Origin of the sequence: Bordetella tumulicola (assembly GCF_965138755.1) — a bacterium.
GTDB lineage: Bacteria > Pseudomonadota > Gammaproteobacteria > Burkholderiales > Burkholderiaceae_B > Bordetella_A > Bordetella_A tumulicola.
Map to the genome: position 1 here is coordinate 40,270 of NZ_CBCSFP010000009.1, position 22,322 is coordinate 62,591.

The 22,322-nt window shown below is 59.2% G+C and carries 21 protein-coding genes, 1 tRNA gene and 1 pseudogene; 9 read left to right on the plus strand and 14 right to left on the minus strand.

Annotated elements, in window-relative coordinates:
* Position 1 precedes the first annotated feature (1 nt).
* Genes ACNAZS_RS19410 through ACNAZS_RS19425 form a run of 4 tightly spaced genes read left to right on the plus strand, consistent with a single transcriptional unit; the run spans position 2 to position 3,888 of the window.
* On the plus strand, positions 2-772 hold the full coding sequence (locus ACNAZS_RS19410) for an SDR family NAD(P)-dependent oxidoreductase (protein ID WP_415792148.1): 771 nt from the start codon (positions 2-4) through the stop codon (positions 770-772).
* A gap of 11 nt (positions 773-783) precedes the next feature.
* Positions 784-1,980, plus strand: coding sequence for a CaiB/BaiF CoA transferase family protein (locus ACNAZS_RS19415; RefSeq protein WP_415792149.1), 1,197 nt, complete (start codon positions 784-786; stop codon positions 1,978-1,980).
* The gene (locus ACNAZS_RS19420) at positions 1,977-3,125 is read left to right on the plus strand and encodes a type 2 periplasmic-binding domain-containing protein (RefSeq protein ID WP_415792150.1); all 1,149 of its coding nucleotides are present in this window, start codon (positions 1,977-1,979) and stop codon (positions 3,123-3,125) included. The genes ACNAZS_RS19415 and ACNAZS_RS19420 overlap by 4 nt, the downstream gene beginning before the upstream one ends.
* On the plus strand, positions 3,118-3,888 hold the full coding sequence (locus tag ACNAZS_RS19425) for an enoyl-CoA hydratase/isomerase family protein (protein WP_415792151.1): 771 nt from the start codon (positions 3,118-3,120) through the stop codon (positions 3,886-3,888). The genes ACNAZS_RS19420 and ACNAZS_RS19425 overlap by 8 nt, the downstream gene beginning before the upstream one ends.
* Here the strand turns inward: ACNAZS_RS19425 and ACNAZS_RS19430 are convergent.
* The 7 genes from ACNAZS_RS19430 to ACNAZS_RS19460 all read right to left on the minus strand — a co-directional run bounded on the left by ACNAZS_RS19430 (position 3,885) and on the right by ACNAZS_RS19460 (position 11,574).
* Positions 3,885-4,790, minus strand: a complete 906-nt coding sequence (locus ACNAZS_RS19430; protein ID WP_415792152.1) for a ChbG/HpnK family deacetylase — start codon at positions 4,788-4,790, stop codon at positions 3,885-3,887. The genes ACNAZS_RS19425 and ACNAZS_RS19430 overlap by 4 nt on opposite strands.
* A 123-nt stretch (positions 4,791-4,913) precedes the next feature.
* A tRNA-Val gene (locus ACNAZS_RS19435) sits at positions 4,914-4,988 on the minus strand.
* A 46-nt stretch (positions 4,989-5,034) separates the two neighbouring features.
* The gene (gene dnaQ / locus ACNAZS_RS19440; RefSeq protein WP_415792153.1) at positions 5,035-5,751 is read right to left on the minus strand and encodes a DNA polymerase III subunit epsilon; all 717 of its coding nucleotides are present in this window, start codon (positions 5,749-5,751) and stop codon (positions 5,035-5,037) included.
* 5 nt (positions 5,752-5,756) lie between these two features.
* Complete coding sequence (locus ACNAZS_RS19445) at positions 5,757-8,852, minus strand: efflux RND transporter permease subunit (protein ID WP_415792154.1); 3,096 nt, start codon at positions 8,850-8,852, stop codon at positions 5,757-5,759.
* Positions 8,849-9,997 carry an efflux RND transporter periplasmic adaptor subunit gene (locus tag ACNAZS_RS19450; protein ID WP_415792155.1) on the minus strand — a complete coding sequence of 383 codons (1,149 nt, stop codon included), beginning with the start codon at positions 9,995-9,997 and terminating at the stop codon, positions 8,849-8,851. Before ACNAZS_RS19450 ends, ACNAZS_RS19445 begins: the two co-directional genes overlap by 4 nt.
* A gap of 276 nt (positions 9,998-10,273) precedes the next feature.
* On the minus strand, positions 10,274-10,735 hold the full coding sequence (gene rnhA / locus ACNAZS_RS19455; protein WP_415792156.1) for a ribonuclease HI: 462 nt from the start codon (positions 10,733-10,735) through the stop codon (positions 10,274-10,276).
* 65 nt (positions 10,736-10,800) lie between these two features.
* The gene (locus ACNAZS_RS19460) at positions 10,801-11,574 is read right to left on the minus strand and encodes a class I SAM-dependent methyltransferase (protein WP_415792157.1); all 774 of its coding nucleotides are present in this window, start codon (positions 11,572-11,574) and stop codon (positions 10,801-10,803) included.
* A gap of 18 nt (positions 11,575-11,592) precedes the next feature.
* On the opposite strand from ACNAZS_RS19460, the gene gloB reads away from it, so the two are divergent.
* The 3 genes from gloB to fabI are packed head-to-tail and all read left to right on the plus strand — an operon-like array spanning position 11,593 to position 14,623.
* Positions 11,593-12,405: a hydroxyacylglutathione hydrolase gene (gene gloB, locus ACNAZS_RS19465; RefSeq protein ID WP_415792296.1), complete on the plus strand. Its 813-nt coding sequence runs from the start codon at positions 11,593-11,595 to the stop codon at positions 12,403-12,405.
* Between the two features lie 10 nt (positions 12,406-12,415).
* Positions 12,416-13,786, plus strand: coding sequence for a transglycosylase SLT domain-containing protein (locus ACNAZS_RS19470; RefSeq protein ID WP_415792158.1), 1,371 nt, complete (start codon positions 12,416-12,418; stop codon positions 13,784-13,786).
* Between the two features lie 54 nt (positions 13,787-13,840).
* On the plus strand, positions 13,841-14,623 hold the full coding sequence (fabI, locus tag ACNAZS_RS19475; protein ID WP_415792159.1) for an enoyl-ACP reductase FabI: 783 nt from the start codon (positions 13,841-13,843) through the stop codon (positions 14,621-14,623).
* 130 nt (positions 14,624-14,753) lie between these two features.
* On the opposite strand, the gene ACNAZS_RS19480 is transcribed toward fabI, so the two are convergent.
* Positions 14,754-15,152 (minus strand): OsmC family protein, encoded by a 399-nt coding sequence (locus ACNAZS_RS19480; RefSeq protein ID WP_415792297.1) that lies wholly within the window; start codon positions 15,150-15,152, stop codon positions 14,754-14,756.
* A gap of 174 nt (positions 15,153-15,326) precedes the next feature.
* On the opposite strand from ACNAZS_RS19480, the gene ACNAZS_RS19485 reads away from it, so the two are divergent.
* Positions 15,327-16,040 carry a tellurite resistance TerB family protein gene (locus ACNAZS_RS19485; protein ID WP_415792160.1) on the plus strand — a complete coding sequence of 238 codons (714 nt, stop codon included), beginning with the start codon at positions 15,327-15,329 and terminating at the stop codon, positions 16,038-16,040.
* Positions 16,041-16,275: 235 nt separating this feature from the next.
* Here the strand turns inward: ACNAZS_RS19485 and ACNAZS_RS19490 are convergent, their stop codons facing one another.
* The 5 genes from ACNAZS_RS19490 to ACNAZS_RS19510 all read right to left on the minus strand — a co-directional run bounded on the left by ACNAZS_RS19490 (position 16,276) and on the right by ACNAZS_RS19510 (position 20,475).
* Positions 16,276-17,106 (minus strand): IclR family transcriptional regulator, encoded by an 831-nt coding sequence (locus ACNAZS_RS19490; RefSeq protein WP_415792298.1) that lies wholly within the window; start codon positions 17,104-17,106, stop codon positions 16,276-16,278.
* Between the two features lie 198 nt (positions 17,107-17,304).
* The gene (locus tag ACNAZS_RS19495; protein WP_415792161.1) at positions 17,305-18,024 is read right to left on the minus strand and encodes an SDR family NAD(P)-dependent oxidoreductase; all 720 of its coding nucleotides are present in this window, start codon (positions 18,022-18,024) and stop codon (positions 17,305-17,307) included.
* 10 nt (positions 18,025-18,034) lie between these two features.
* Positions 18,035-18,826, minus strand: coding sequence for an SDR family oxidoreductase (locus ACNAZS_RS19500; RefSeq protein ID WP_415792162.1), 792 nt, complete (start codon positions 18,824-18,826; stop codon positions 18,035-18,037).
* Between the two features lie 40 nt (positions 18,827-18,866).
* Entirely contained in the window at positions 18,867-19,841 is a 975-nt protein-coding gene (locus ACNAZS_RS19505) for a Bug family tripartite tricarboxylate transporter substrate binding protein (protein ID WP_415792163.1), read from the minus strand.
* 106 nt (positions 19,842-19,947) lie between these two features.
* Positions 19,948-20,475: a 2,4'-dihydroxyacetophenone dioxygenase family protein gene (locus ACNAZS_RS19510; protein WP_415792164.1), complete on the minus strand. Its 528-nt coding sequence runs from the start codon at positions 20,473-20,475 to the stop codon at positions 19,948-19,950.
* Positions 20,476-20,733: 258 nt separating this feature from the next.
* Here ACNAZS_RS19510 and ACNAZS_RS19515 point away from each other — a divergent pair.
* Positions 20,734-20,892: pseudogene (locus tag ACNAZS_RS19515) on the plus strand (response regulator transcription factor); the annotation flags it as partial.
* Positions 20,893-20,955: 63 nt separating this feature from the next.
* On the opposite strand, the gene ACNAZS_RS19520 reads toward ACNAZS_RS19515, so the two are convergent.
* Positions 20,956-22,155 carry a multidrug effflux MFS transporter gene (locus ACNAZS_RS19520; protein ID WP_415792165.1) on the minus strand — a complete coding sequence of 400 codons (1,200 nt, stop codon included), beginning with the start codon at positions 22,153-22,155 and terminating at the stop codon, positions 20,956-20,958.
* Between the last annotated feature and the right edge of the window lie 167 nt (positions 22,156-22,322).

Here is a 22,322-nt window from a genome sequence, read left to right on the forward strand (position 1 = left end):
CATGAGCGCACAAGGCATGTCGTTTTCTTTACAGAACCGTCGCGTTCTATTGACGGGGGCAGGTGGCGGCCTGGGGCTCGGCGCGAGCCTCGCGCTGCTGCGCCAAGGCGCGCATTTGCTGGCCCTGGATCGCGACACAGACGCCTTGCAAAAACTGCGGGAGACCGTGCCTGACGCATTTGCCGATCAATTGCAGATTCTGCCCGTTGACTTGGCCGACGAGACGGCTTTGCAGCACACCCTGGATCGCCTGACGGCGGATCAGGCCATTGACGTGGTGATCAATAATGCCGCCATCTATCCCTCCAAGCGCTTCGAAGATTACACGGATGAAGATCGCGCGCTGATCCACCGCATCAACGTGTCCGCGGCGTTGCAAATCGTGCGGACTGCTTTACCCGGCATGCGGCAACAGCAATGGGGCCGCATTATCAATGTGGTGTCGATCACCCTGTCAGGCGGCTGGGAACTGCTACAGCCCTATGTCGAATCCAAGGGTGCCATGCTGGGCAATACACGCGCCATGGCTAGGGAGTTCGGCGCGACGGGTATCACCTGCAATGCCATCTCGCCCGGAGCATTCCCCACAGCCGCCGAAGCCATCCATCCCGATCTACCGGGCTACGAACGCATGGTCCTGGCGCGCCAGTCCATCAAGCGACGTGGGCATGCCGATGATATTGCAGCAGCCATTCTATTTCTTGCCTCTACCGAGGCAGGTTTCATCACCGGCCAGACCCTTTCCGTCGATGGCGGCTGGGTCATGCATTAAAAGGTTTCATCATGGGAATTTTGACGGGTTATAAAGTTCTGGACTGCTCGATCGCTATGGCGGGTCCTTTTGCCGCGCAGCGGCTCGGCGACCTGGGAGCCGATGTCGTAAAGATCGAGCCCAAAGAAGGTGAATGGCAACGTCACGCGCCTGCCGGCGGCATCAAGGGCAACAAAATCAATGTGTCGTTTCTGTCCCTCAACCGCAACAAGCGTTCACTCGCGGTCGATCTAAAAAGCGAAGACGGCCAGGCGATCATTCGTCAAATGGCGAGCCAGGCCGATGTGTTTATTCAAAACTACCGCCCCGGCGTCGCCCAACGCTTGGGTGTGGACTATGAAAGCCTCTCCGCCTTTAATCCGCGACTGATCTACGTCTCGATGTCAGGTTTTGGCGAAGACGGCCCCTATGCCCGCAGGCCCGGCCAGGACCTGCTGTTGCAAGCCATGTCCGGCGCCATGCTGTCGACAGGTTGCGACGGTGAAGCGCCGCGTGCAGCGGGGCAATATCTGGTGGATGCAGTCACCGCTTATTGCGCCTTTGAAGGTGTATTGGGTGCGCTATTGCATCGTGAACGCACGGGCGAAGGGCAAAAAGTCGAAGTCAATATGCTGGACGCCATCACGACCCTGCAAATGCAGGAACTGTCGGTCTTTACCGTAGGCGGCAAGGCGCAGACCCGCAGCGCCGAACCGCACGCGCACAGCTACATCCGCGCCCCCTATGGCACCTTTGCCACCCAGGACGGCTATTTAGCGCTGGCGATGCCTGACATGACGATCCTGGCACGCGAACTGGAACAACCCGCCCTGCTGGATTATGTCGACGAGGCCGCTGGATGGGATCAGCGCGATGACATTTTCCGTCTGGTGCGCGAAGCCATGACAAAACGCGGTACGCAGGATTGGCTTGAGCGATTCAACGCCGCAGGTATCTGGTGCAGCCCGGTCTATGGCTATGCCGAGCTCGTGGCTGACCCTCAAATCGCCCACAACGGGACCTTTGTCGAATACGACCATCCAACCGAAGGCCACGTCAAAACGCCGGGGTTTCCCATCCGTTTTACCAAGACTCCGGCGCGTATTGAACGAGGTGCGCCACTGCCCGGCCAACATAGCGCGGAGATCCTGCGCGAATATGGCTTTGACGCGAATCATATCGCGGCATTTGAAGCCCATGGCGCGATCGTCTGCGCAGCGCAGCCATGAGTCGACGTTGGCGCGGGCTGACCTGGGATCACCCGCGTGGCTATGCCGCCTTGCAAGCCGCCGCCGATCAGACCGGACTGATCGACTGGCATATTCATTCGCTAGAAGGGTTCGAGTCCGCCCCCATCGCCCAACTTTGCGAGCAATACGATTTGATCGTGCTGGATCATCCGCATTTGGGCGAAGCCTTGGCGCAAGGTTGCCTCCAACCGCTGGATGCGTTGTTGCCATTGGGTTCGCTCGACATGATTGAACGCAACAGCATTGGCCTGACGCACGCCAGTTACCGCATGAACGGTCATCAATGGGCGTTGCCGCTCGATGCCGCGACCCAGGTGATGGCGTTGCGCCCCGACTTGCTAGTCCAAGCGGGTCACGCCGTTCCAGAGCAATGGCAGGATGTCCTGACGCTATCGCGCCAGACCGGACGGGTCGCGTTGTCCCTGGCTGGACCGCATGCATTCCTGACCCTGTTATCAATGTGCGCGGCACTGGACCCTGCTCTGGCGCTGGGCGACGGCAAACGCTGGCACCAACCTCACGTGTTGCGGCAAGCCTGCGAGTGGCTCATCACGCTGGCCACACTCAGCCCGATGTCGGTACGAGAGGCCAATCCCATCGCCTTGCTGCACCATATGACGACGCATGAAGACGTGCTGCTGTGTCCGCTTGTCTATGGCTACGTGAACTACACATGCGTACAGGATGGCACGCCTCTGGTCTTCCAGAATGCACCCCGTGTTGACGCCAATCCGCCCGGCTCCATTCTCGGCGGTACCGGTATCGCGATATCTCAGCGTTGCCAGGTCGACACGGCACTCATCGACCACCTCTTGTGGCTACTCGGCGAAAACGCCCAGACGCGTTTTATTCCCCGGCATGCGGGCCAGCCCAGTCATGTAGCCGGTTGGAATGATCCGGCCGTCAATGCGGCGAGCAACGATTTCTATCGCAGCACGGCCGACACCTTGCGCGCGGCCAGCCTGCGTCCCCGACACAACGGATTTATTGCGACACAAACGCGTGCCTCGCTATTTTTGCGCGATGGCCTTCTGCGCGGTGCCAGCTCGGCCGAACTCGCCGATGGGTTGAACACGCTGTGCGCGCCACACAATACGATTTCTGAAAGGGTAACTAGTGACTAGCCTCGTCAATCTACACATTCAAGATCATGTCGCCTGGATCGAACTCAATCGGCCAGAAAAGCTCAATGCCATGACGCCCGACATGGCGCAGTTGCTGACTCAAGCAGTCCAGACCTGCAATGAAAGCGATGACGTGCGCGTCGTCGTGCTGACGGGCGCTGGACCCAAGTCTTTCTGCGCGGGCTCAGACATCGTGGAACTCGACAGCTATGCCACGCCTTGGGATTTTCGCAATCGACGCGATTACTGCGATTTGATCCGCGCACTCAAAAAACCTGCGATCGCCGCGATCAATGGCTATGCCTTTGGCGGCGGCCTGGAAATGGCGCTGGCCTGCGACATTCGCATCGCCGCAGAGAATGCAAAACTCGGCTCACCTGAAATCAAACTCGGCTGGATAGGCGGAGGAGGCATGACCGCGCAATTGCTGCACTCCATTGGCGCATCCAATGCGGCGCTGATGGTGATGACGGGAGACCCCGTCTCTGCTCAGCAGGCCATGGCGTGGGGATTAATCAGCGAAGTCGTCGCACTGGACGCCCTACGTGATCGCGTGGCAACGATTGCCGCGGCGATCGCCGCGCGCGCGCCCATCGCTGCCGAAACCGCCAAGGTGAATCTACGCGCCGCGCTAAGTATGCCCGTGGAGCAGGCCACCGCTTACGAACGCGATCTGCAAACCATCTGCTTTGCGACCGAAGATGCCATGGAGGGCCGAAAAGCCTTTCAGGAAAAGCGCACGCCCACGTTCCGGCGCCGCTAAGAAGCCTGGCAACTTATGGGGCGCGCCACGCGTACGCCATTGCAGCGCATCCAATCCCCAAACTCTGGGCGAGCCAGCACTTCAAACTCTGCCACCCGCTGCGACGCGAGCGTACCGGCGCTGCCCGGCAGTGCTGGACGGCACATGACGAGATCCCCGTCTCGCGCATTGTGCAACCAGCGCTGCAACAATCGCGCATAGCGCCGCGCGCCACCCTGCTGATCATAGACGCCGAACAACCGGCGATTCGTTCGCCACCCGTCAAGACGCGCGATACGCGACACAGCGCTCGCGCCCAGTGCACCGACGAGGCGTGCCTTCGCCGATTCGCGCAAAGGAATACCGTCTTGCGCCCCCGGCGCCGTATGACGCAACCAGGGTCCTCGGGAACCATAGCGATGCGCGAGCAGTTGCAGCAGACGCGGCAACACCCCGGGCAATTGGTGCACATGCTGGCGCCCGTCCACATAATCCGGCGCTCGCCCCATAACATCCTCGAACGCATCAAACTGACGCACCAGATGCAGATTCAGCCAAGCGTCATCAATACGTCCCGCGTAAGCGCGCGCGATCAAGGTCGGCAAAGACGTCATTGACGCCTGCCCTGCTTGGCCGAGACACTCCGTCAGATTGAGATGCACGCCCAAATCCAGGTCCAGTCCGCGTAAATCCGGGCCATGCTCTACAAACGTCGGGCCTTGCGTCAAGCAACTGACAGCGCTCAAACGCCCCATATGGGCCAACCGCATTACGGCCGCGTCGACGTCGGCGTTCAACCCGAAATCCTCGCCACACATCACAATGCGCTTCCACCACTGTCCCTCGTCAGATGATGAAACGTGATTTGTGTATGCCGAGGTACCTTGATCAAATAGCTTGGCCGATATATCGCCGTCGGACATTCTGGTCTCACCCCCGTCACAAAACGGTCTCCTAAACCTTAACAGTGCAGAATGTCATACAGATTTCAGAATGGTGACGCCAAAGACAAAGGCCGCCCGAAGGCGGCCTTTGTCTTTGGATTCTGGTGGGTGGTACAAGGTTCGAACTTGTGACCCCTGCCGTGTGAAGGCAGTGCTCTACCACTGAGCTAACCACCCAAAGAAGCGGAATTCTAGCATAGAAAAATCGGGGTCGGCAAACGCTTCAGGCGTCGGCAACCTCTGCGGGAGCATCCAGGGCGCGCCATACGCAGGCATCCCCCAGGCCAGCCAAATACTCGTCATGCGCGGCCAGTTCATCGGTCGATGCGCTCAGTACCCGAAGTACCGTGCCGTCGAAGGAGCCCACGGCCGTGCCCGCACCACTGGACGGCCCGTTGTCGTCCACGTCGATGAGCAGCGCGTCTTGCCCGCGCGTCATGGCCAGCCAAACCTCGGCCAGCAGTTGCGAGTCGAGTAAAGCGCCGTGCAGCGTCCGATGCGCGTTGGAGATGCCGAGGCGATCGCACAAGGCATCCAGCGAGTTTCGCTTGCCCGGATATAGCGTGCGGGCCATCATCAGCGAATCAGTGATCTTGCCGCACTGCCCGGCGAGTTCGCCCTGGCCGATGCGCTTTAGTTCGGCATTGAAAAACTTGACGTCAAACGCCGCGTTGTGGGCGATAAGCTCCGCCCCCTGAATGAACGCCAGAAATTCGGCCGCCACCTCGTTAAACCGCGGTTTGTCCGCCAGGAAATCGGTGGTCAGCCCGTGCACCGCCAGGGCCTCGGGGTCGCTATCACGGTCCGGATTCAGGTAAAGATGCAGGTTATTGCCCGTCACCGTCCGATTGACGACCTCGATACATCCGATCTCAATGATGCGATGCCCTTGAGAGGGATCCAGGCCCGTGGTTTCCGTATCGAAAATAATTTGACGCATAAAGACTACTCCGTCGCCGATGCAGCATGGGTATCTGCCCCGGCCGCCGTATCCGGCGTGACTTGATGGCCCGGTTTGTGGCGCACCGTTGCAATCAACGTATAGGCCACCGGCACCACAAACAAAGTCAATAGTGTACCGAGGGTCAGCCCGCCGACCAGCACCCAGCCGATCTGTTGACGGGATTCCGCTCCTGCGCCGGTCGAGACTGCCAAGGGTAATGTCCCCAACACCATTGCCCCCGTCGTCATCAAAATCGGCCGCAACCGCAGCACGCTGGCCTCGACGACCGCGTCGAAAAGCTCACGTCCCTCGTCGCGCAGTTGATTGGCAAATTCAACAATCAAAATACCGTGTTTCGTGATCAACCCGACCAGCGTGATCAAGCCAATCTGACTGTAAATAGACAGGGTTCCGCCCGTCAACCAGAGCGCCAGCAATGCCCCCGTCATGGACAAAGGCACTGACAGCATGATGATGAACGGATTGCGCCAGCTTTCAAATTGCGCGGCCATCACCAGGTAGATAAAGGCCAGGGCCATGGCGAACACCAGATAAATACTGCCCGACGAGTCCCGGAACTCGCGCGACTGTCCATCCAGATCGGTCTGCAATGTGTGGGGGAGTACTTGGCGCGCCACCTCTTGCATATGGTCGAGGACTTCGCCCAACGCGTAGCCAGGTGCCACCTCGGCCTCGATCTTCACCGCGCGCAGGCGATTAAAGTGATTCAGCGACTGGGGGGACACACTCTCATGCACCGACAACAGGTTGTCCAACTGCACCATGCTGCCGTCGCGCGTACGGACATAAATCCCCGAGATGTCCGCCGGGTTGCTGCGATCTTGCGGCAACACTTGCACAATTACGTCGTACTGTTCGCCATCGTCTTTGTAGCGTGTCACTTGCCGTCCACCCAGCATGGACTCTAGCGTACGGCCCACGACATCCACCCCTGCCCCCACATCGGCCATTTTGTCGCGATCCACCTGCACACGCAGCTCCGGGGTATTCAAGCGCAAGTCCGTATCCAGATTGACCAAGCCCGGATAATCACGCAACGCGTTCAGATACACGTCCACGAGCCTGTCCAACTCGGCATACGAGGCCTGGCTCATGATGATGAACTCGACTGGTTTGGAACGAGAGGACTGACCCAATGAGGGCGGATTCGTTGGAAAGGCCTTGACGCCGGGCAATGTGGCGAACTTGGCCTGCAGCTCGCGCGCGATCTCCTGCTGTTTCCGATCACGCTGTTCCCAGGGGGCCAGCCGCAAAATCACCGTTCCGTCAGTGACGGTCGGAAAGCCGATCGACGACTGGTACGCCTCGGTTTCGGGAATCTGGGTATAGAACTGTTCGATCTGCCGTACGCTATCGAGCATGTAACCCAGGGTAGCGCCCTCGGGGGATGTGACTCTGCCATAAATCGCCCCGCGATCTTCGACTGGGGCAAGCTCACTTTTGACCACGGAAAACAAGACACCGCTGCTCGCCGCCACCGCGAGCCCGATGATCACGATCAATGCCCGATGATGCAAGGCCCAAAGCAAACTCCGCCGATAACCGCTCGCCAAGCTATCGAGCCATCCCTCGATCAGGTTGTACCAGCGGCTGTGGCTGGATTGATGGCGCAACAAGACCGAACACATCATGGGCGTCAGGGTCAGCGCAACAAAACCCGACACCAATACCGCACCGGCCAACGTCAGCGCAAACTCGATGAAGAGCTTGCCGGTACGCCCCGTTGCGAACGCCAACGGGGCGTACACCGTGACCAAGGTCAGTGTCATCGCCACCACGGCAAAACCGATTTCTTTCGATCCCCGCAATGCCGCCTCACGGCGTGGCATGCCGTCCTCGATATGGCGGAAAATGTTTTCGAGCACCACGATGGCGTCATCGACCACCAGACCGATCGCCAACACCATGGCCAACAAAGTCAAGGTATTGACCGAAAAGCCAAACAGGTACATCAGGCCACACGCGCCAATGAGCGAGACCGGAATGGTCACAATGGGAATGATGCTGGCCCGCAAATTCCGCAGGAAAAAGAAGATGACCAGCACCACCAGCACAATAGCTTCGATGATGGTGTGATATACCGAGCTGATGGAACGCTCAATAAATGTCGACGTATCGTAGGCAACATTCAGCCGCATTCCATCAGGCAAGGTCTCATTCAATAACGCCACCTCATCACGCACCGCCTTGGACAAATCCAGGGGATTCGCCGTGGATTGTTTGGTCAATCCGATATTGATCGCAGCCTTGCCATTAAATCGCGACAATATGCGGTCATCCGCCGCGCCGACCTCAACCTTGGCCACATCACGGATCCGTACGGGATAGCCCTTGACGCTGGCCACCACGATGTCCGCAAACTGCTCTGGCGTCTGCAAGTCCGTTGATGACACGACCGTAAACTCGCGATCGCGCGACTCGATACGGCCCGCCGGAATCTCCACATTCTGGCTGGCAAGCGCGGTCTCAACGTCCTGAACGGTTAATTGATAGGCCGCCAACTTGCCACGATCGACGTATATCCGCATTGATGGCAGGCGTTCGCCATACACGCGGACTTCTGCCGCGCCGGGCAGCACAGACAAGCGTGTCTTGATGTAGCGATTGATATAGTCCGAGGTCTGGATCACCGAAAGCGAGCCCGACTCCACGGCGAGATAGATGACGGGCGTCGCGTCGGCCTCGACCTTGCCGATGATGGGCTCGTCGATTTCATCCGGCAGATAGCGACGCGCGCGGGACACTTTGTCACGTACCTCGGCTGCGGCGGCATCCGGATCCCGCGATAGATTGAATTTGATATTGATATAGCTGCGTTCGGACCGACTGCGCGAGGTCATCACGTTCACTCCCTCGATACCGGCCAGTTGGTCTTCGAGAGGTTTGGTGACTTGCGACTCAATGACCTCGGGAGACGCCCCTTTGTAGGTCGTACTGACAGAGATGATCGGTTCGTCGATGTTGGGGTACTCTCGCACCGTCAAGCGTGAATACGAGATCAGGCCGATCAACACAATGATCAACGACAAGACCGAAGCAAACACCGGTCGCTTGATGCAGATCTCGGACAGAATCATGATCGCGTCGCCTGTGGTCCCTGGGCCTTGCTCTGCGGCGGCGTCGTGGCGGCAGTGGGGGCCACCTCGACCGGCGCCCCATCGGTCAGCCGCTGGAATCCAGCCACCACGACTTGGTCTCCTGCAGCGACGCCCGTCAGGATTTCGACCTGACCATCCCGGCGCTCACCCAGGGTGACCTCGGTACGATGGGCATGCCCTTCTCGTACCTTGAAAACATACTGCGCCTGGCCCGACGGCGCGAGTGCCGCCTCCGGGACGGCCAATACCTCGTCGGCCCCGAACGAGAGTTGCACGCGGGCAAACATGCCCGGCCGCAAACGCGAATCCGGATTGGGAATCGTCGCGCGCAACAAAATCGAACGGCCCCCGGCATCGACCAAGGGGCTGACAGCGTACACCTGTCCCTGGCGTTCTGAACCCGGCAGGGCATCCAGACGGATAGTCAAGGTCTGGCCCACCCGGATTTTGTTGAAATACATCTCGGGCACGCGAAAATCGACCTTGAGGGGATCAATCGCCTCCAGAGGCGCGAGATCCTGTCCCTGATCGACATAATCGCCTACCGACACGCTACGCAGCCCGACGATACCCGCAAATGGCGCGCGTATGGTCATCTTGTCGAGCCGCGCCTGAGCCAATGCCGTCGCCGCCTGTTGCACTTTCAGGTTGCTGGCGGCCTCGTCGCGTGCCTGCTGGCTGACAAACCCCCGTCCCTGCAACTCGACGGCGCGACGATAATGCGTTTGTGCCAACGCCAAATTGGCACGCGCCTGATCGAATTCAGCCCGCGACACGGAGTCATCCAGACGAACCAGCACTTGTCCGCGTTCGACTGGCTGGCCTTCTTTGAAATCGATTGCCTGAATACGGCCCACGACTTCGGGACGCAACACGACCGACTCGTCTGAGCGCAGGCTTCCCACGGCGGCGATGCCGCGTGTGAATTGCAGTTGCTGGACGCGAGCGATTTCTACGCGCACCGTGTCCATGGGCCGGGTCTTCGGTGTGGCCGATGCCGCTGTTGCGGCAGCATCCGCGACTTGTCCCGTAGACGTCGCCAACCAGCGCGGCACCCAGAACCCCAAGGCCGCGCCCGCGGCGAGCCCGGCCGCAATCGCGGTCAGCAGTACAGCTTTCTTCATGCGCAATAATCGCGGTGCGTCAATAAGCCGGGGCACGCGCGTTGCGCAGCCCGACGGGGTGGAGACAAGCTATGGACCTAGCACTTTAGCACCAGCGGTTTACACACTGGCACAAACTTGTCACAGCGGGAGTAGTTGACTGGCATTTCCAGGGTATTCCCGAATAAAAAAAGACGGGTTGCCTATGCCAGGCCCAAGGTCGCGCCCACTGGACCGATGCTAAGCGGCGAGTCAGCGCGAGCCGGCCATCGCCATCATGCTAAGCGCTTACGAACGTCAGCCCTTGCGCACACTCTCCACGCCCTGGTTCGCCAGCGCATCGGCACGCTCATTGCCCGGGTCGCCCGCATGGCCACGCACCCACCGCCACTCGACCTGATGCCGGGAGACCTGCTCATCCAATGCTTGCCAGAGTTCTGCATTTTTCACCGGTTTTTTATCGGCGGTCATCCACCCCCGGCGCTTCCAGTTGACCAGCCATTCCGTCATGCCTTTCATGACGTACTGCGAGTCGGTATGGATCCGCACCCGGCACGATCGTTTGAGTGCGCGCAGGCCTTCGATCACGGCCAACAGCTCCATGCGGTTGTTGGTCGTGCCGGCCTGACCGCCGTGCAAGGTTTTCTCGTGCGCGCCGGCGCGCATCAACACCCCCCAACCACCCGGCCCCGGATTGCCTTTGCAAGCGCCGTCCGTCCACATTTCGACCTGCTGGTCGCCGTCATTGTTTATTTGCATTGTTCCTACTAATTTATATTCATTGGGCCGACCGGCGGCGCGACCGAAGGGCGACGTGCCAGGGGTCACGTTTTACCTGATCCCGCCTGACGATTCACCACGACCGACGCTGCACGGGTACGCCGACGTTTTTTAGTCTTCCATGCGGGGCCGACCAAGCGCATCCCCGCGACGTGCTTGACGGCGGATACCACGTACACCGCGCCGCCCAGTGCCCACCACCGCTTTCCGTAGGTTTCCATGAAATGCCATCGCTGCAGCCATTTTTCGGTACGGCACGCTGGGGTATAGCATCCGAAACGCCCCGGCCCGACCTCGAACGACAGCAGCTTCAGCCAATCTTTCAAGCGCGGCAAGGATACCTGAGCCGACGGGGGATGCGGCAACCAGGGTTCCATCCCCGGCATCCGGTTACGCGCACCCCAGAGGCTCCAGGGGTTAAACCCCGAAATCACCAGCCGCCCCTCGGGCATCAGCACCCGCTCTGCTTCGCGCAGCACCTCGTGCGGCGAGTTCGTACATTCAAACGCGTGCGGCAACACCAGCAGATCCACGCTTTGCGACTCGAACGGCAACGCATCGGGTTGCGCCACCACGCACCGTCGCCAACGTGCGGCCTCGTCGGGCGTCGGCATCTGCGAGCCCACCCAGCCTTTGAAAGGCATGCGATTGGCCTGCAGGAAATTTATTTCTGCCAAACCGACCTGCCAAGCGTAATATCCGAACACATCCACCAGGATGGCATCGAACTGCGCGCGCTCCCACGCCAGGACGTGTTGTCCCGGGGGTGTCTGAAACCACTCGGCTAGTTCTACAATCGGCGAAGTTTCTTCGGTCACTTCGACATTCCTGAAATGATGCAAGCCATACCCGCTACCGTTGACGACAGGACTCTCCTGCCGTTGCCCGCTTTTTCCGACAACTATATATGGGCGATTATTCGCCAACGCAACGTCGTCGTCGTCGATCCGGGCGAGGCCGGTCCGGTACTCGATCTACTCGAACAACGTGATCTGCAGTTGCGCGCCATTCTACTCACTCATCACCACGGTGACCACGTCGGGGGAGTGATGGAATTACTGCGCCATGCCTCTGTCCCCGTGTACGGCCCCGCACACGAGCGCTTGCCTCATTGTGACGTACGCCTGGTCGAAGGCGATCGTGTCACCCTGCCCGACGTGGATCTGGACATGACCGTACTGGACGTGCCCGGCCATACCTCTGGTCACATTGCTTACCATGGCAGGGCCGCCGGTCATCCCGCGCCGGTGCTCTTCTGTGGCGACACACTGTTTGCGGGTGGCTGCGGGCGACTTTTCGAGGGGACGCCCGCACAAATGCACGCGTCTCTGGCAAAATTCAAGTCCTTACCCGCCGATACACTGGTTTGCTGTGCGCACGAGTACACTCTAGCGAACTTACGCTGGGCCATGGCTGTTGAACCAGCCAATAATGCTCTGCAGCAGTGGTATCAGCGGGCCCAAGAAGTACGTGCAAAAGGCTGTCCTACCGTGCCAACAACGTTGGCACTGGAGCTGGACACCAATCCGTTCTTGCGAACCCGCCAAGCCGATGTGATTCAGGCCGTGCGCCAGCAGTCAGGTCAGACGCTGGATACGCCTGTAGCCACTTTTGCCGCTTTGCGTGAATGGAAAAACGATTTCAAGTGACAATGACCCGATGACCCTGACAAGACTTCTGCTACCTGTTGTTCTCGCCATACTTGCCGGCTGCGCCGGCACTCCCCGCCAGTCAGCGACGACGAGCCCCCCCAACAACAAGCAGCAGTATGTCGCCCAGGATACTTCGCGTACTGTCGACCTCACCAATCCGCCCGCCGATGCCTGGGATCGCATCCGCCGCGGTTTCGCCATCCCCAACCTGAACACCGATCTGTCCCGTGAATGGACAGACTACTACGCGGCGCACCCCGAAGCCGTTCAGCGCATGGCCGAGCGTGCCGGCAAATACCTGTATTTCATTGTCGACGAGGTCAATCGTCGCGGCCTGCCGACAGAGCTTGCGCTGCTGCCCTTTGTGGAAAGCGCCTACAACCCGACCGCCCTGTCTCGCTCAAAAGCCGCGGGCCTCTGGCAGTTTGTTCCCACGACCGGCCAATACTTCAATCTCAAACAAGACTGGTGGCGTGACGAGCGGCGCGACCCCATCGCCTCGACCTACGCGGCCCTGGACTATCTCGAAAAGTTATTTGAAATGCAGGGCGACTGGTATCTGGCCCTGGCCTCGTACAACTGGGGCGAAGGCTCCATCCAGCGCGCCATGGCCCGAAACGAAGCCGCCAGCCTACCCACCGACTACCTGTCGCTCAATCTGCCCGAGGAAACGCGCAACTACGTTCCCAAGCTTCAGGCCATCAAGAACCTGATCGCCAATCCCGGCAAATATGCCATCGCTCTGCCTCACGTCGAGAACTCGCCGTATTTCGCCATGGTGCGCAAGGATCGCGACATTGACCTCGAGATCGCCGCCCAACTGGCAGAGATGCCGCTTGAGGAATTCAAGGCGCTCAACCCCTCATTCAACCGTCCCCTGATTCGTGGCGAACACCAGCCTACCTTGCTGTTGCCCACCAATCGCGTCGCAACCTTTAACGCCAACTTGCTGGCCTACAAAGGTGACTTGACCTCCTGGAAGGTCTATCAACCTCGCCGCGGCGAGTCTTACGCCTCGATTGCCAAACGCTTTGGCGTCACCGAAGCGGCGCTGCGCGGCGCTAACGGGGTCTCTCGCCGCAGCAAATCAGCCAGTGGCGTCGCGCTGCTGGTACCCACCAGCAGCCAGCCGGGTGTGCAACTGGCCTCGCTCGAAGCCCCGGCCGGTGCCATCGCGCCCCCTTCTCGCGCGACCAATCGCCGCAGCGCCCGTCTGAACGTGCGTACGCACAAAGTGCGGCCGGGCGACACCTTGAGCAGCTTGGCCCGGCGCTATGGCACCTCGGTCAACGCCCTGCGCGCCCTGAACAACCTGAAAGGCAGTAACCTGAAAGTCGGCGCACAACTGCGCGTGCCCGGCACCGGGACACGCGGCTAATCGTTACGCTTTAAAATAGCTGCCTTTCCGCACGGAATTCTAAGGACAAGACTCATGGGCTTTCTCGCCGGCAAACGCATTCTGGTCACCGGAGTGCTCTCCAACCGTTCCATCGCCTACGGCATCGCACAAGCCTGTCACCAACAAGGTGCGGAACTGGCATTCACCTATGTCGGCGACCGCTTCAAAGACCGTGTCAGCGAATTTGCCACGCAGTTTGGCAGTAATATCGTGCTGCCCTGCGACGTGGCCGAAGACAGCCAGATTGAGGCGGCCTTCGCCGAACTCGGCCAGCGCTGGGATGGCCTGGACGGGCTGGTGCACTCGATTGGTTTTGCCCCCCGCGAGGCCATCGCCGGTGATTTCCTCGGTGGACTGTCACGCGAGGGCTTTCGCATCGCACACGACATCTCGGCCTACAGCTTTCCCGCACTCGCCAAAGCCGCGCTGCCCCTCATGGAGGGCCGCAAGGCATCCGTGCTGACCCTGACGTATCTGGGCGCCGAACGCGTGGTCCCCAACTACAACACCATGGGTTTGGCCAAGGCCTCGCTAGAGGCCAGCGTGCGCTACCTGGCCACGGCGCTCGGCCCGCGCGGCATCCGTGCCAACGGCATCTCGGCCGGCCCGATCAAGACCCTGGCCGCCAGCGGCATTAAGGATTTCTCGTCGATCCTGAAATTCGTCGAAGCCCATGCGCCGCTGCGTCGCAACGTGACCATCGAGGAAGTCGGCAACGTCGCGGCTTTCCTGATGTCGGATCTGGCGGCGGGTGTTACCGGGGAAATCACCCACGTCGACGCCGGTTTCTCGACCGTCACCCCCGGCATGGAATAAGTCCTCCGATCCAGACCGCGCAAAGGGGTGGTTCATGTGCTCACATGAACCACCCCTTTGCTTTACTGCGATGGCGTTTTGCTGCGGGTTTTGCTACGGCGATGCCGACCTGCGTCGGGCTGCTCCTGAGCTATTCCGGCCGCACAATCAAGGTTGACACCTGCACGTCCACCGCAGTCATCAGCTTATGTACAGGGCATTTCTCGGCAACCGCCAGCAACTCATCAATCTGCGGATCGCTGAGCTCACCGTGTAGCGTCAGCTTCGCTGTCAGACGATAAATCCCCTTGCGTTCTTCGCCCGCGTCGCGCACCACATCGACATCGACCCATTGCAGCGGGATTTCCTTGCGCTGCGCGTAGATCATCACCGTCAATGCTTTGCATCCGCCCAATGCGGTATCGAAGTAATCATGCGGATCGGGCCCATCCCCTTGCGGCTGGGGCAGGGCAAGCGGCAAAGTATGGCCCTCGGCATTAGCCGTAAACTCCAAAGTCGTCGGTGCATTTTGGCGGATACGAATCGTCATCGATGATCTCCTGCTGTGCGGTGCAATATGCGGCCCGGCGGGCCACTTTGCTCTTTGTAGCATTTCCAGCATATCGTCTCATCGTTGAATCACGCAGAATACTGACAAATTGCTGAACTTTTAGCGATTACGATAGTCTGACTTTGTTCTGCATTCTCGACAGGAACCCTTTTTATGAGCGCCCGCCAGTTACTCGAACAACTTCTGCAATCAGGCCAGGGCTTGGCCCGCGACGCCAGCGCACGCGTGCAATCCGCGACATCCGGCGGCAATACGTCGTCCTTTCTGACCGGTCTGGGCGGCGGCGCATTGGGCGCCGGCGCATTAGGCATGTTGCTCGGTAGCAAAAAGGTCCGCAAAGTCGGCGGCAAGGTCGCCATGTACGGCGGGTTGGCCGCCCTGGGCGCACTTGCCTATCGCACGTATGGCGACTGGCAGAAAAAACAGGCAGCCCAACCTGCCGGCGCTCCTGCTGCGACAACGCCCCCAGCCTTGACGGCCGAGACGTTCCAGTCCCTGCCCGCCGCCCAGCTCGAGCAGCACAGCACGGCCGTCCTGACCGCCATGATCGGCGCCGCCAAAGCCGACGGCCACATTGGCCCCGACGAGCGTCAACTCCTGGAAACCGAACTGGGTAAGCTATCCTCCGACCCCGCCGATCGCCAGTGGCTCGAGGCCGAACTGGCCCGTCCGCTGGACCCCTCCGCCATTGCCACTGCCGCGCAGAGCCCCGAAATGGGTGCGGAAATGTATCTGGCAAGTTTGATTGTGGTCGACGAAGAAAGCTATATGGAACGCGCCTATCTGGACGAGCTGGCACGCCAACTGAAGTTGGCGCCCGATCTGAAGGCCCAATTGGAAAGCCAAATGACATCCCCCCCTTCCTGAAGGACGGGGATTCCTACGGCGCTACGCGGTGATTTGCGCTGTCGCTTCGGTGGGTCTCCTGGGCTGGGCGCCTTACCGCGCTACTTATATCTCCACAGGCGTCACTTTCCGCCTATCCGGCGGTAGGCCATTTCTGGCAAAAATGGTGTTTCGGTTTACTGCAACGCCATCATTGGTGCCGTACTGGCCACCTGATAGCTGTCAAATCAAGTAAAAAAGGGAACCGCGGCGCGACCTACAACATGTCCGCCGACGACAGTGCTGGCGTCTCGGCCAAACGCTGCGTAATCGCCCGGCAGGCTTGCAACAACGGTGCGACATAGGCCGCCTCTGGGTCGGGCTTTTGCCGAAAGCGCAAGGTACTGACACTGATGGCGGCGACCGGAATACCATTGCGTCCAAATATAGGCGCGCCGAAGCAATAAATACCCGCCTCGTTTTCCTCGTCATCTACGGCCCATCCGCGCTGACGCACTTGTTTAAGTTGCGCACGCAAAGCCTGCAGATCTTTCACCGTGTTAGGCATATAGTGCGGCAGCGGTTGCGGCAAAGCATCCAGCGCCGTCCGCTGCGCGACCTCGTCTAGCAGCGCGAGATAGGCCTTGCCCACCGACGTCGAATGCAGGGAAACATTGGTCCCGATGCGCGAATGCATTTGCACCGCGCTAGGGCTTTCCAGCTTTTCGATATAGACCATGTGCTGGCCGTTCGGCACCGCCAGATGCACCGTTTCGCCGGTCAGATCACGTAGCTGCTTGAGTTCTTCAACGGCTGCCAGGCGCAACTCAGAACGCCCCCAGCTACGGCTGGCCAATTGGATCAAACGAGGCCCCAGGGTCAGTTTTCCGGAGTGAGGATGCTCGGCCAACAAGCGCTCGGCGAGCAACGCCGCGACCGTACGGTACACGGTGGGACGCGGATAACCGCTGAGCTTGCTGAGCTCGGCAATCGTCATGGGCTCTGCCGTATCCGCTACCAACTGCAGCACATGCATGAACTTCGAAAACGCAGCGGTGCCGGCTACCTGAGCAGTCGGGGGAGAAGCAACGGATGTAGAGGCTGACATCGCAACGAATGAGTAAATCAAAAGAAAGGCGGCAAGAGGCTTGCCACGCGCAAGCACACCGGGGTGCACCAACAACAGCATTATCCCCGGATTAATCTACGCCATGCAGCACAGCGTCCGTCAGACAACCCATTGCCGACTCGAGGCTCTCTGCTCATAGTCATCCAGGTCTCTCATCGACGGGTGCCGCCATCGGTGTTAGGCCACCAGATACCCCCCATCCACGGGCAGAATCACACCCGTCATAAAGGCCGCAGCCGGCGTGCACAAAAATACCGCTCCTTCGGCCACGTCCTGCGGCGTGCCCCAGCGACCCAGCGGAGTACGCGACAGAATCGGTGCCGACCGCACCGGATCTTCCTGCAACGCCCGTGTCAACGGTGTCGCAATCCAACCCGGCGCAATCGCATTCACACGGATGCCATCCTCTGCATAAGCCAGCGCAAGCGACTTCGTCAATTGTGCCACGCCCCCTTTACTGGCGGCATAAGCCGGCACCAGGGATCCGCCAAAAAAACTCAGCATGGAAGCGGTGTTCACAATGCACCCCCTGCGCCGTGCCAAACGTTCACGTGCCGCACTGCAAACACGCATCGTGCCTGTCAGATTCACTGCCAGCACCTGCTCAAACACGGCGGGATCATGCTCTGCGCCACGTCGAATAATGCCGGCGCAGTTCACCACAATATCTAACGCATCCAGACCGACCAGCAAAGTCTCGACATCCTCCGCTTTGCTGACATCCCCGATACGCACCTCGATATCCGAACTCAGATCGGTCGAGTCAGAGCTCAACCCCGCTGCGATCGTGCGTGCGCCCAGCGACGCCAGGCGATTGGCAATGGCGGCACCAATCCCCTGTGTCGCGCCAGTCACTAAGACAGTTTTCCCCGCAAATAAATCAGCCTGATACGTCATATCCTCACACTCAGAAAGTCCCCGGGTAAGCGCCGCCGTCGGCCAACACGTTTTGCCCTGTCATATAGCCTGCTTGCACACTGCACAGAAACGCGCAGATGGCACCAAACTCTTCGGCCTGGCCGAAACGTTTAGCAGGAATTCCCGCCAAACGCGCAGCCCGCAATGCGTCCACATCTTTGCCCGTTTTGGCCGCTGAAGCCGCCATGGTCGACTTCAATCGATCGGTCTCAAACGCACCGGGCAACAAGTTATTGATCGTCACGCCGTGCGCAGCGATACCACTGCGTGCGACGCCTGCCACAAAGCCACTCAGACCACTACGCGCACCATTGGACAAACCCAGCACGTCAATAGGCGCTTTCACCGAACTGGAGGTGATATTGACGATGCGCCCAAAGCCACGCTGCGCCATGCCATCCACCGTCGCCTTGATTAGCTCAATCGGCGTCAACATGTTTGCGTCAACGGCCTTAATCCACTGATCTCGGTCCCAATCACGAAAATCACCCGGCGGTGGTCCCCCCGCATTCGTCACGACAATGTCGTAATCCCCACGTTCCGCGAACACGGCCTCGCGGCCTTGTGGCGTCGTGATATCAACGGCGACCGCTTTGACAAAACTCTCGCTATTCGAGCGCTCCTGCAATAGCTGTTGCTGTGCCAGGTTTAATGCATCGGCACCACGCGCCACAATCACCACGTTAACGCCCGCACGCACCAACGCCAGCGCGCAGCCGTAGCCCAAACCCTTGCTTGCCCCACCGACTAGGGCAGTTTTGCCCGAGATTCCCAGATCCATGTTTATTCCTCGTCACTAAAAAAGTCGACCGACAACAGACTCACGGTCGCATATTGAATTTTTCGATCAAAGCCTTAAACGTAGCATTGTCACGCTCGATCTGCTCTGTAAAATTTTTCTGATCCGCCACGACATAACCCAGATTCTGCTCGGCCATGAATTTCTTCAGGCTGTCTTCTGCAGCGGCCTTGCGGAAAGCATCGCCCAAAGTGTCCAACACGGGCTGAGGTGTACCTTTTGGTGCTGCAATCCCTCGCCACGTCCCAATGGACAGATCAATGTTGCGCTCTTTCAGCGTCGGCACATTTTCAAAGCCTTCCACACGCTTGTCGGCCATCACCGCGAGTGTCTTCAGTTTGCCGGCTTTCACATACTGAATGACTTCGGCCGGACTGACGGCTACCGCATCAATGTGCCCCCCCAACAGTGCTAATACTGCCGGATTTCCGCCATTAAAAGGAATGTGATTGAATTTAGTACCGGTCTTGTCCTCCAGCGCTGCGGCTGCCAAATGCCAGATCGATCCCACACCCGCGTTCCCCACCTGCATCATCTCTGGCTTTGCACGCGCCGCGTCCAGAAACTCTTCGATCGTGTTGTACGGCGAATTAGCAGCAACCGTGATGGCCGAGGGATCAGCATTAAGCTGGATGATAGGCGTGAAATTTTCGTAGGTGGTCTTGGTTAACCCCAGATGGGGAATGATCACCATATCTGCCGTCACCAACGCGAGCTTGTAGCCATCGGGCTTGCTATGGGCGACATCGGTCAAACCAATTCCCCCTGCTGCTCCAGGCTTGTTCAACACCACAATCGTCTGGGGAAAATGCTTGCGCGACGCATCTGCCATGGCTCTCGCCAAAGCATCGGTACCGCCACCTGCAGCAAACGTCACCACCAATTCAACCGGACGACTAGGGAAATTCTGTGCTTGCGCGACCGGAATCGCAGCCAGCGCCGCAGCGCCGCCTAGCAAGGCAGAAACGATACAGCGATTAAATGCACGGCGTTTCATAGCCTCTCTCCACATGAAGTTTTAGTTATGCCGCATCACCTTGAGTTCAAGGGGCGTCCCTCGATACTCATGGACGCTGGATCACCGCATTGATGCGGCTATTTGTTTAGCGAATAAATTGCTGCACATAGTCTTCACCCAAACCCACCCCGGTGAAATGCTTGCGGCACATATCGATCTTGGTAAAGACGTCCTCGTACCCCATACCCTTGCCCCACGGATCCGTGTAGTACATGACTCCGTTCACCTGAAAGTACGTGATCATTTCCTCCACATCGGGCGGGACGTACAGCGTGTGCGTTTCGCCCGGCGGCTCAAACACGTAGCTGCCCTCAGTCGCCTCCCAGTCATGCTCCAGATAGCGCCAACGACCTTTCAGCACAAAACCGTGCACGGCCTGCGGATGGCGGTGGCGGCTCAACACCCCAGACTTGCGCACCCGCAACAGGTTCATCCAGTAGCCCTGGCTGGCGTTCAAACAGAGCGGGCGAAACCAGACATTCTCGGCCTGAGGCACCCATAGGCGCTCATCTGTCGGGATCGCATGTGGAATCACTATCTCCGGCAACGCGTCGGGTGGATTGGGATGCTGATAGGGCGTCAACGGCTCGGCATCAGGCTTATCGATAGGCATATCATCTCCGTAATTGTCCATAATATGGTCTTATTGTTTATTTTATGGACAATTATAGACATAGCTCTGCGATGCACAAGCCAAGGGTTTACCCGGGTTCAAGAGTGGGAAGATTTCTACGGGTTCTGCTGAGCGGCAGTTCGCGTTCGCCAGCTGCCAACCCAGAACTTTCAACTCGGCCAGTATCAAAGCGCACCCTCAAACATCATGCGCAGTATCACACCGCCCTGGAACGCCTGGATACCGCCGTCGTCACGCTGGATGACCAAGGGCAAGACCAATCGCGATATCGGCGAGACTCTGGGAATCGCGCCACGCACCGTCAACAAGCACCTAGAGCATATCTTTGTGAAGCTCGGTGTCGAAACGCGCGCGGCGGCGACCGCGCTGACGATGAAGCATATGCACCACGTCTAGGCCGGCGACAAAAGCCTCGTGCCTCGAGGCCTCAGTTCACCAAGTGGGGCGTGCCCGGATAAATCAAGCCTCGGAGGGTTTGCGCCGCAGCGCAACCGCCTGGCTCGCGGTCCAGAACCCAATGCACAATGCCGAACTGGTAGCCATGCCCAACGCGAGCAATAAGGGGCTATCGAACAACAACGGCGCCACCAGCCCCGACACCGAGGCAAAGATCGTCATCTGCACGGAACTTTGCAACGACGAGGCCAAGCCTCGCATCTGCGGAAAGATGCCAAGCACCATCACCGTCATGCTGGGCAAGACGATGGACATACCCAGCGCGTAGACGAAAATTGGAATGACCGCCCAGGGCACCTCGGCTTGCCAAATCAGGTTATAGAGCACGTTGATCACGCCACCGGTCGCCATAATCAACATACCCACCCGGATCATCACGTCAGCTCGTACCCGCCCCGCCAACCGGGAATTGATCATGGCGCCGCCCACCATACCCGTGATGAATGGGATAAACAGCCAGCCGAATGCCGTCTCGGGCAGTTTCAGGATGCCCATAATGAAGCTGGCCGCCGAGGAGATATAGAGCGAGAATCCGGCAAAGGCAAAGCCAACGCCCAGGATGGCCAGAACGAACTGGAGGCTACGCAACGCCTTGAGATAATTGCGCAGAATCGAGCCCAGCTTAAAGGGTTGACGGGCTTCGGGCGGCAGACTTTCAGGCAGCTTGCGCACGCATACCCATAGCAGCACCATCGTCAGGATGACCAACAGGCCAAACGTCGATCTCCACCCGGCGTAGTTATTCAGATACCCCCCGATCACCGGCGCAATGGCGGGTGCCAGGCTGAAGACCATCGTGATATTCGCAAACAGCCGCTGCGCATCAGCCCCGTGAAAGCGATCACGTACCAGCGCCTGGCCCACCACGCGCCCCGCCCCCGCCGAACAGCCTTGCATGGTGCGAAAGAACAGCAGCCAACCAAAGGATGGCGCCAGCGCGGAGCCTACTGAGCCGATACCAAACAGCACCAGGGAAGCGATGATGACCGGACGACGCCCAAAACTGTCCGACAAGGTTCCCCAGAACAGGCTCATGACCGCGAAACCCGTCAGGTAAAGACTGAGCGTCTGCTGCACCATGGCTTGACTGGCGCCGAACTCGTCACCAATGCTCAAAAAAGAGGGCAAATAAGCGTCAGTCGCAAAAGGACCCAACATGGCCAGACAGGCCAGGATGATCGTCAAGGTGCGAAGTGGGGTCATCAATCAACTCATACTAGTAAAAGACGCCCCTAATAGAGCAACGGAAACACCATGCCATCAAGCATAGGGCATGAGGACAAAGCAATAGGGGAACTGCGACACAGGGCGGGCCAGGGTCGCGGCCATTGTAGCCGTCGCAAAAGTAACAACCCGGCCCCAGGAATGGT

Coding starts and splice junctions, on each gene's coding strand:
- ACNAZS_RS19410 (WP_415792148.1), top strand. CDS start 2: ATGAGCGCACAAGGCATGTCGTTTTCTTTACAGAACCGTCGCGTTCTA.
- ACNAZS_RS19415 (WP_415792149.1), top strand. CDS start 784: ATGGGAATTTTGACGGGTTATAAAGTTCTGGACTGCTCGATCGCTATG.
- ACNAZS_RS19420 (WP_415792150.1), top strand. CDS start 1,977: ATGAGTCGACGTTGGCGCGGGCTGACCTGGGATCACCCGCGTGGCTAT.
- ACNAZS_RS19430 (WP_415792152.1), bottom strand. CDS start 4,790: ATGTCCGACGGCGATATATCGGCCAAGCTATTTGATCAAGGTACCTCG.
- dnaQ (WP_415792153.1), bottom strand. CDS start 5,751: ATGCGTCAAATTATTTTCGATACGGAAACCACGGGCCTGGATCCCTCT.
- ACNAZS_RS19445 (WP_415792154.1), bottom strand. CDS start 8,852: ATGATTCTGTCCGAGATCTGCATCAAGCGACCGGTGTTTGCTTCGGTC.
- ACNAZS_RS19450 (WP_415792155.1), bottom strand. CDS start 9,997: ATGAAGAAAGCTGTACTGCTGACCGCGATTGCGGCCGGGCTCGCCGCG.
- rnhA (WP_415792156.1), bottom strand. CDS start 10,735: ATGCAAATAAACAATGACGGCGACCAGCAGGTCGAAATGTGGACGGAC.
- gloB (WP_415792296.1), top strand. CDS start 11,593: ATGCAAGCCATACCCGCTACCGTTGACGACAGGACTCTCCTGCCGTTG.
- ACNAZS_RS19470 (WP_415792158.1), top strand. CDS start 12,416: ATGACCCTGACAAGACTTCTGCTACCTGTTGTTCTCGCCATACTTGCC.
- fabI (WP_415792159.1), top strand. CDS start 13,841: ATGGGCTTTCTCGCCGGCAAACGCATTCTGGTCACCGGAGTGCTCTCC.
- ACNAZS_RS19480 (WP_415792297.1), bottom strand. CDS start 15,152: ATGACGATTCGTATCCGCCAAAATGCACCGACGACTTTGGAGTTTACG.
- ACNAZS_RS19485 (WP_415792160.1), top strand. CDS start 15,327: ATGAGCGCCCGCCAGTTACTCGAACAACTTCTGCAATCAGGCCAGGGC.
- ACNAZS_RS19490 (WP_415792298.1), bottom strand. CDS start 17,106: ATGTCAGCCTCTACATCCGTTGCTTCTCCCCCGACTGCTCAGGTAGCC.
- ACNAZS_RS19495 (WP_415792161.1), bottom strand. CDS start 18,024: ATGACGTATCAGGCTGATTTATTTGCGGGGAAAACTGTCTTAGTGACT.
- ACNAZS_RS19500 (WP_415792162.1), bottom strand. CDS start 18,826: ATGGATCTGGGAATCTCGGGCAAAACTGCCCTAGTCGGTGGGGCAAGC.
- ACNAZS_RS19505 (WP_415792163.1), bottom strand. CDS start 19,841: ATGAAACGCCGTGCATTTAATCGCTGTATCGTTTCTGCCTTGCTAGGC.
- ACNAZS_RS19510 (WP_415792164.1), bottom strand. CDS start 20,475: ATGCCTATCGATAAGCCTGATGCCGAGCCGTTGACGCCCTATCAGCAT.
- ACNAZS_RS19520 (WP_415792165.1), bottom strand. CDS start 22,155: ATGACCCCACTTCGCACCTTGACGATCATCCTGGCCTGTCTGGCCATG.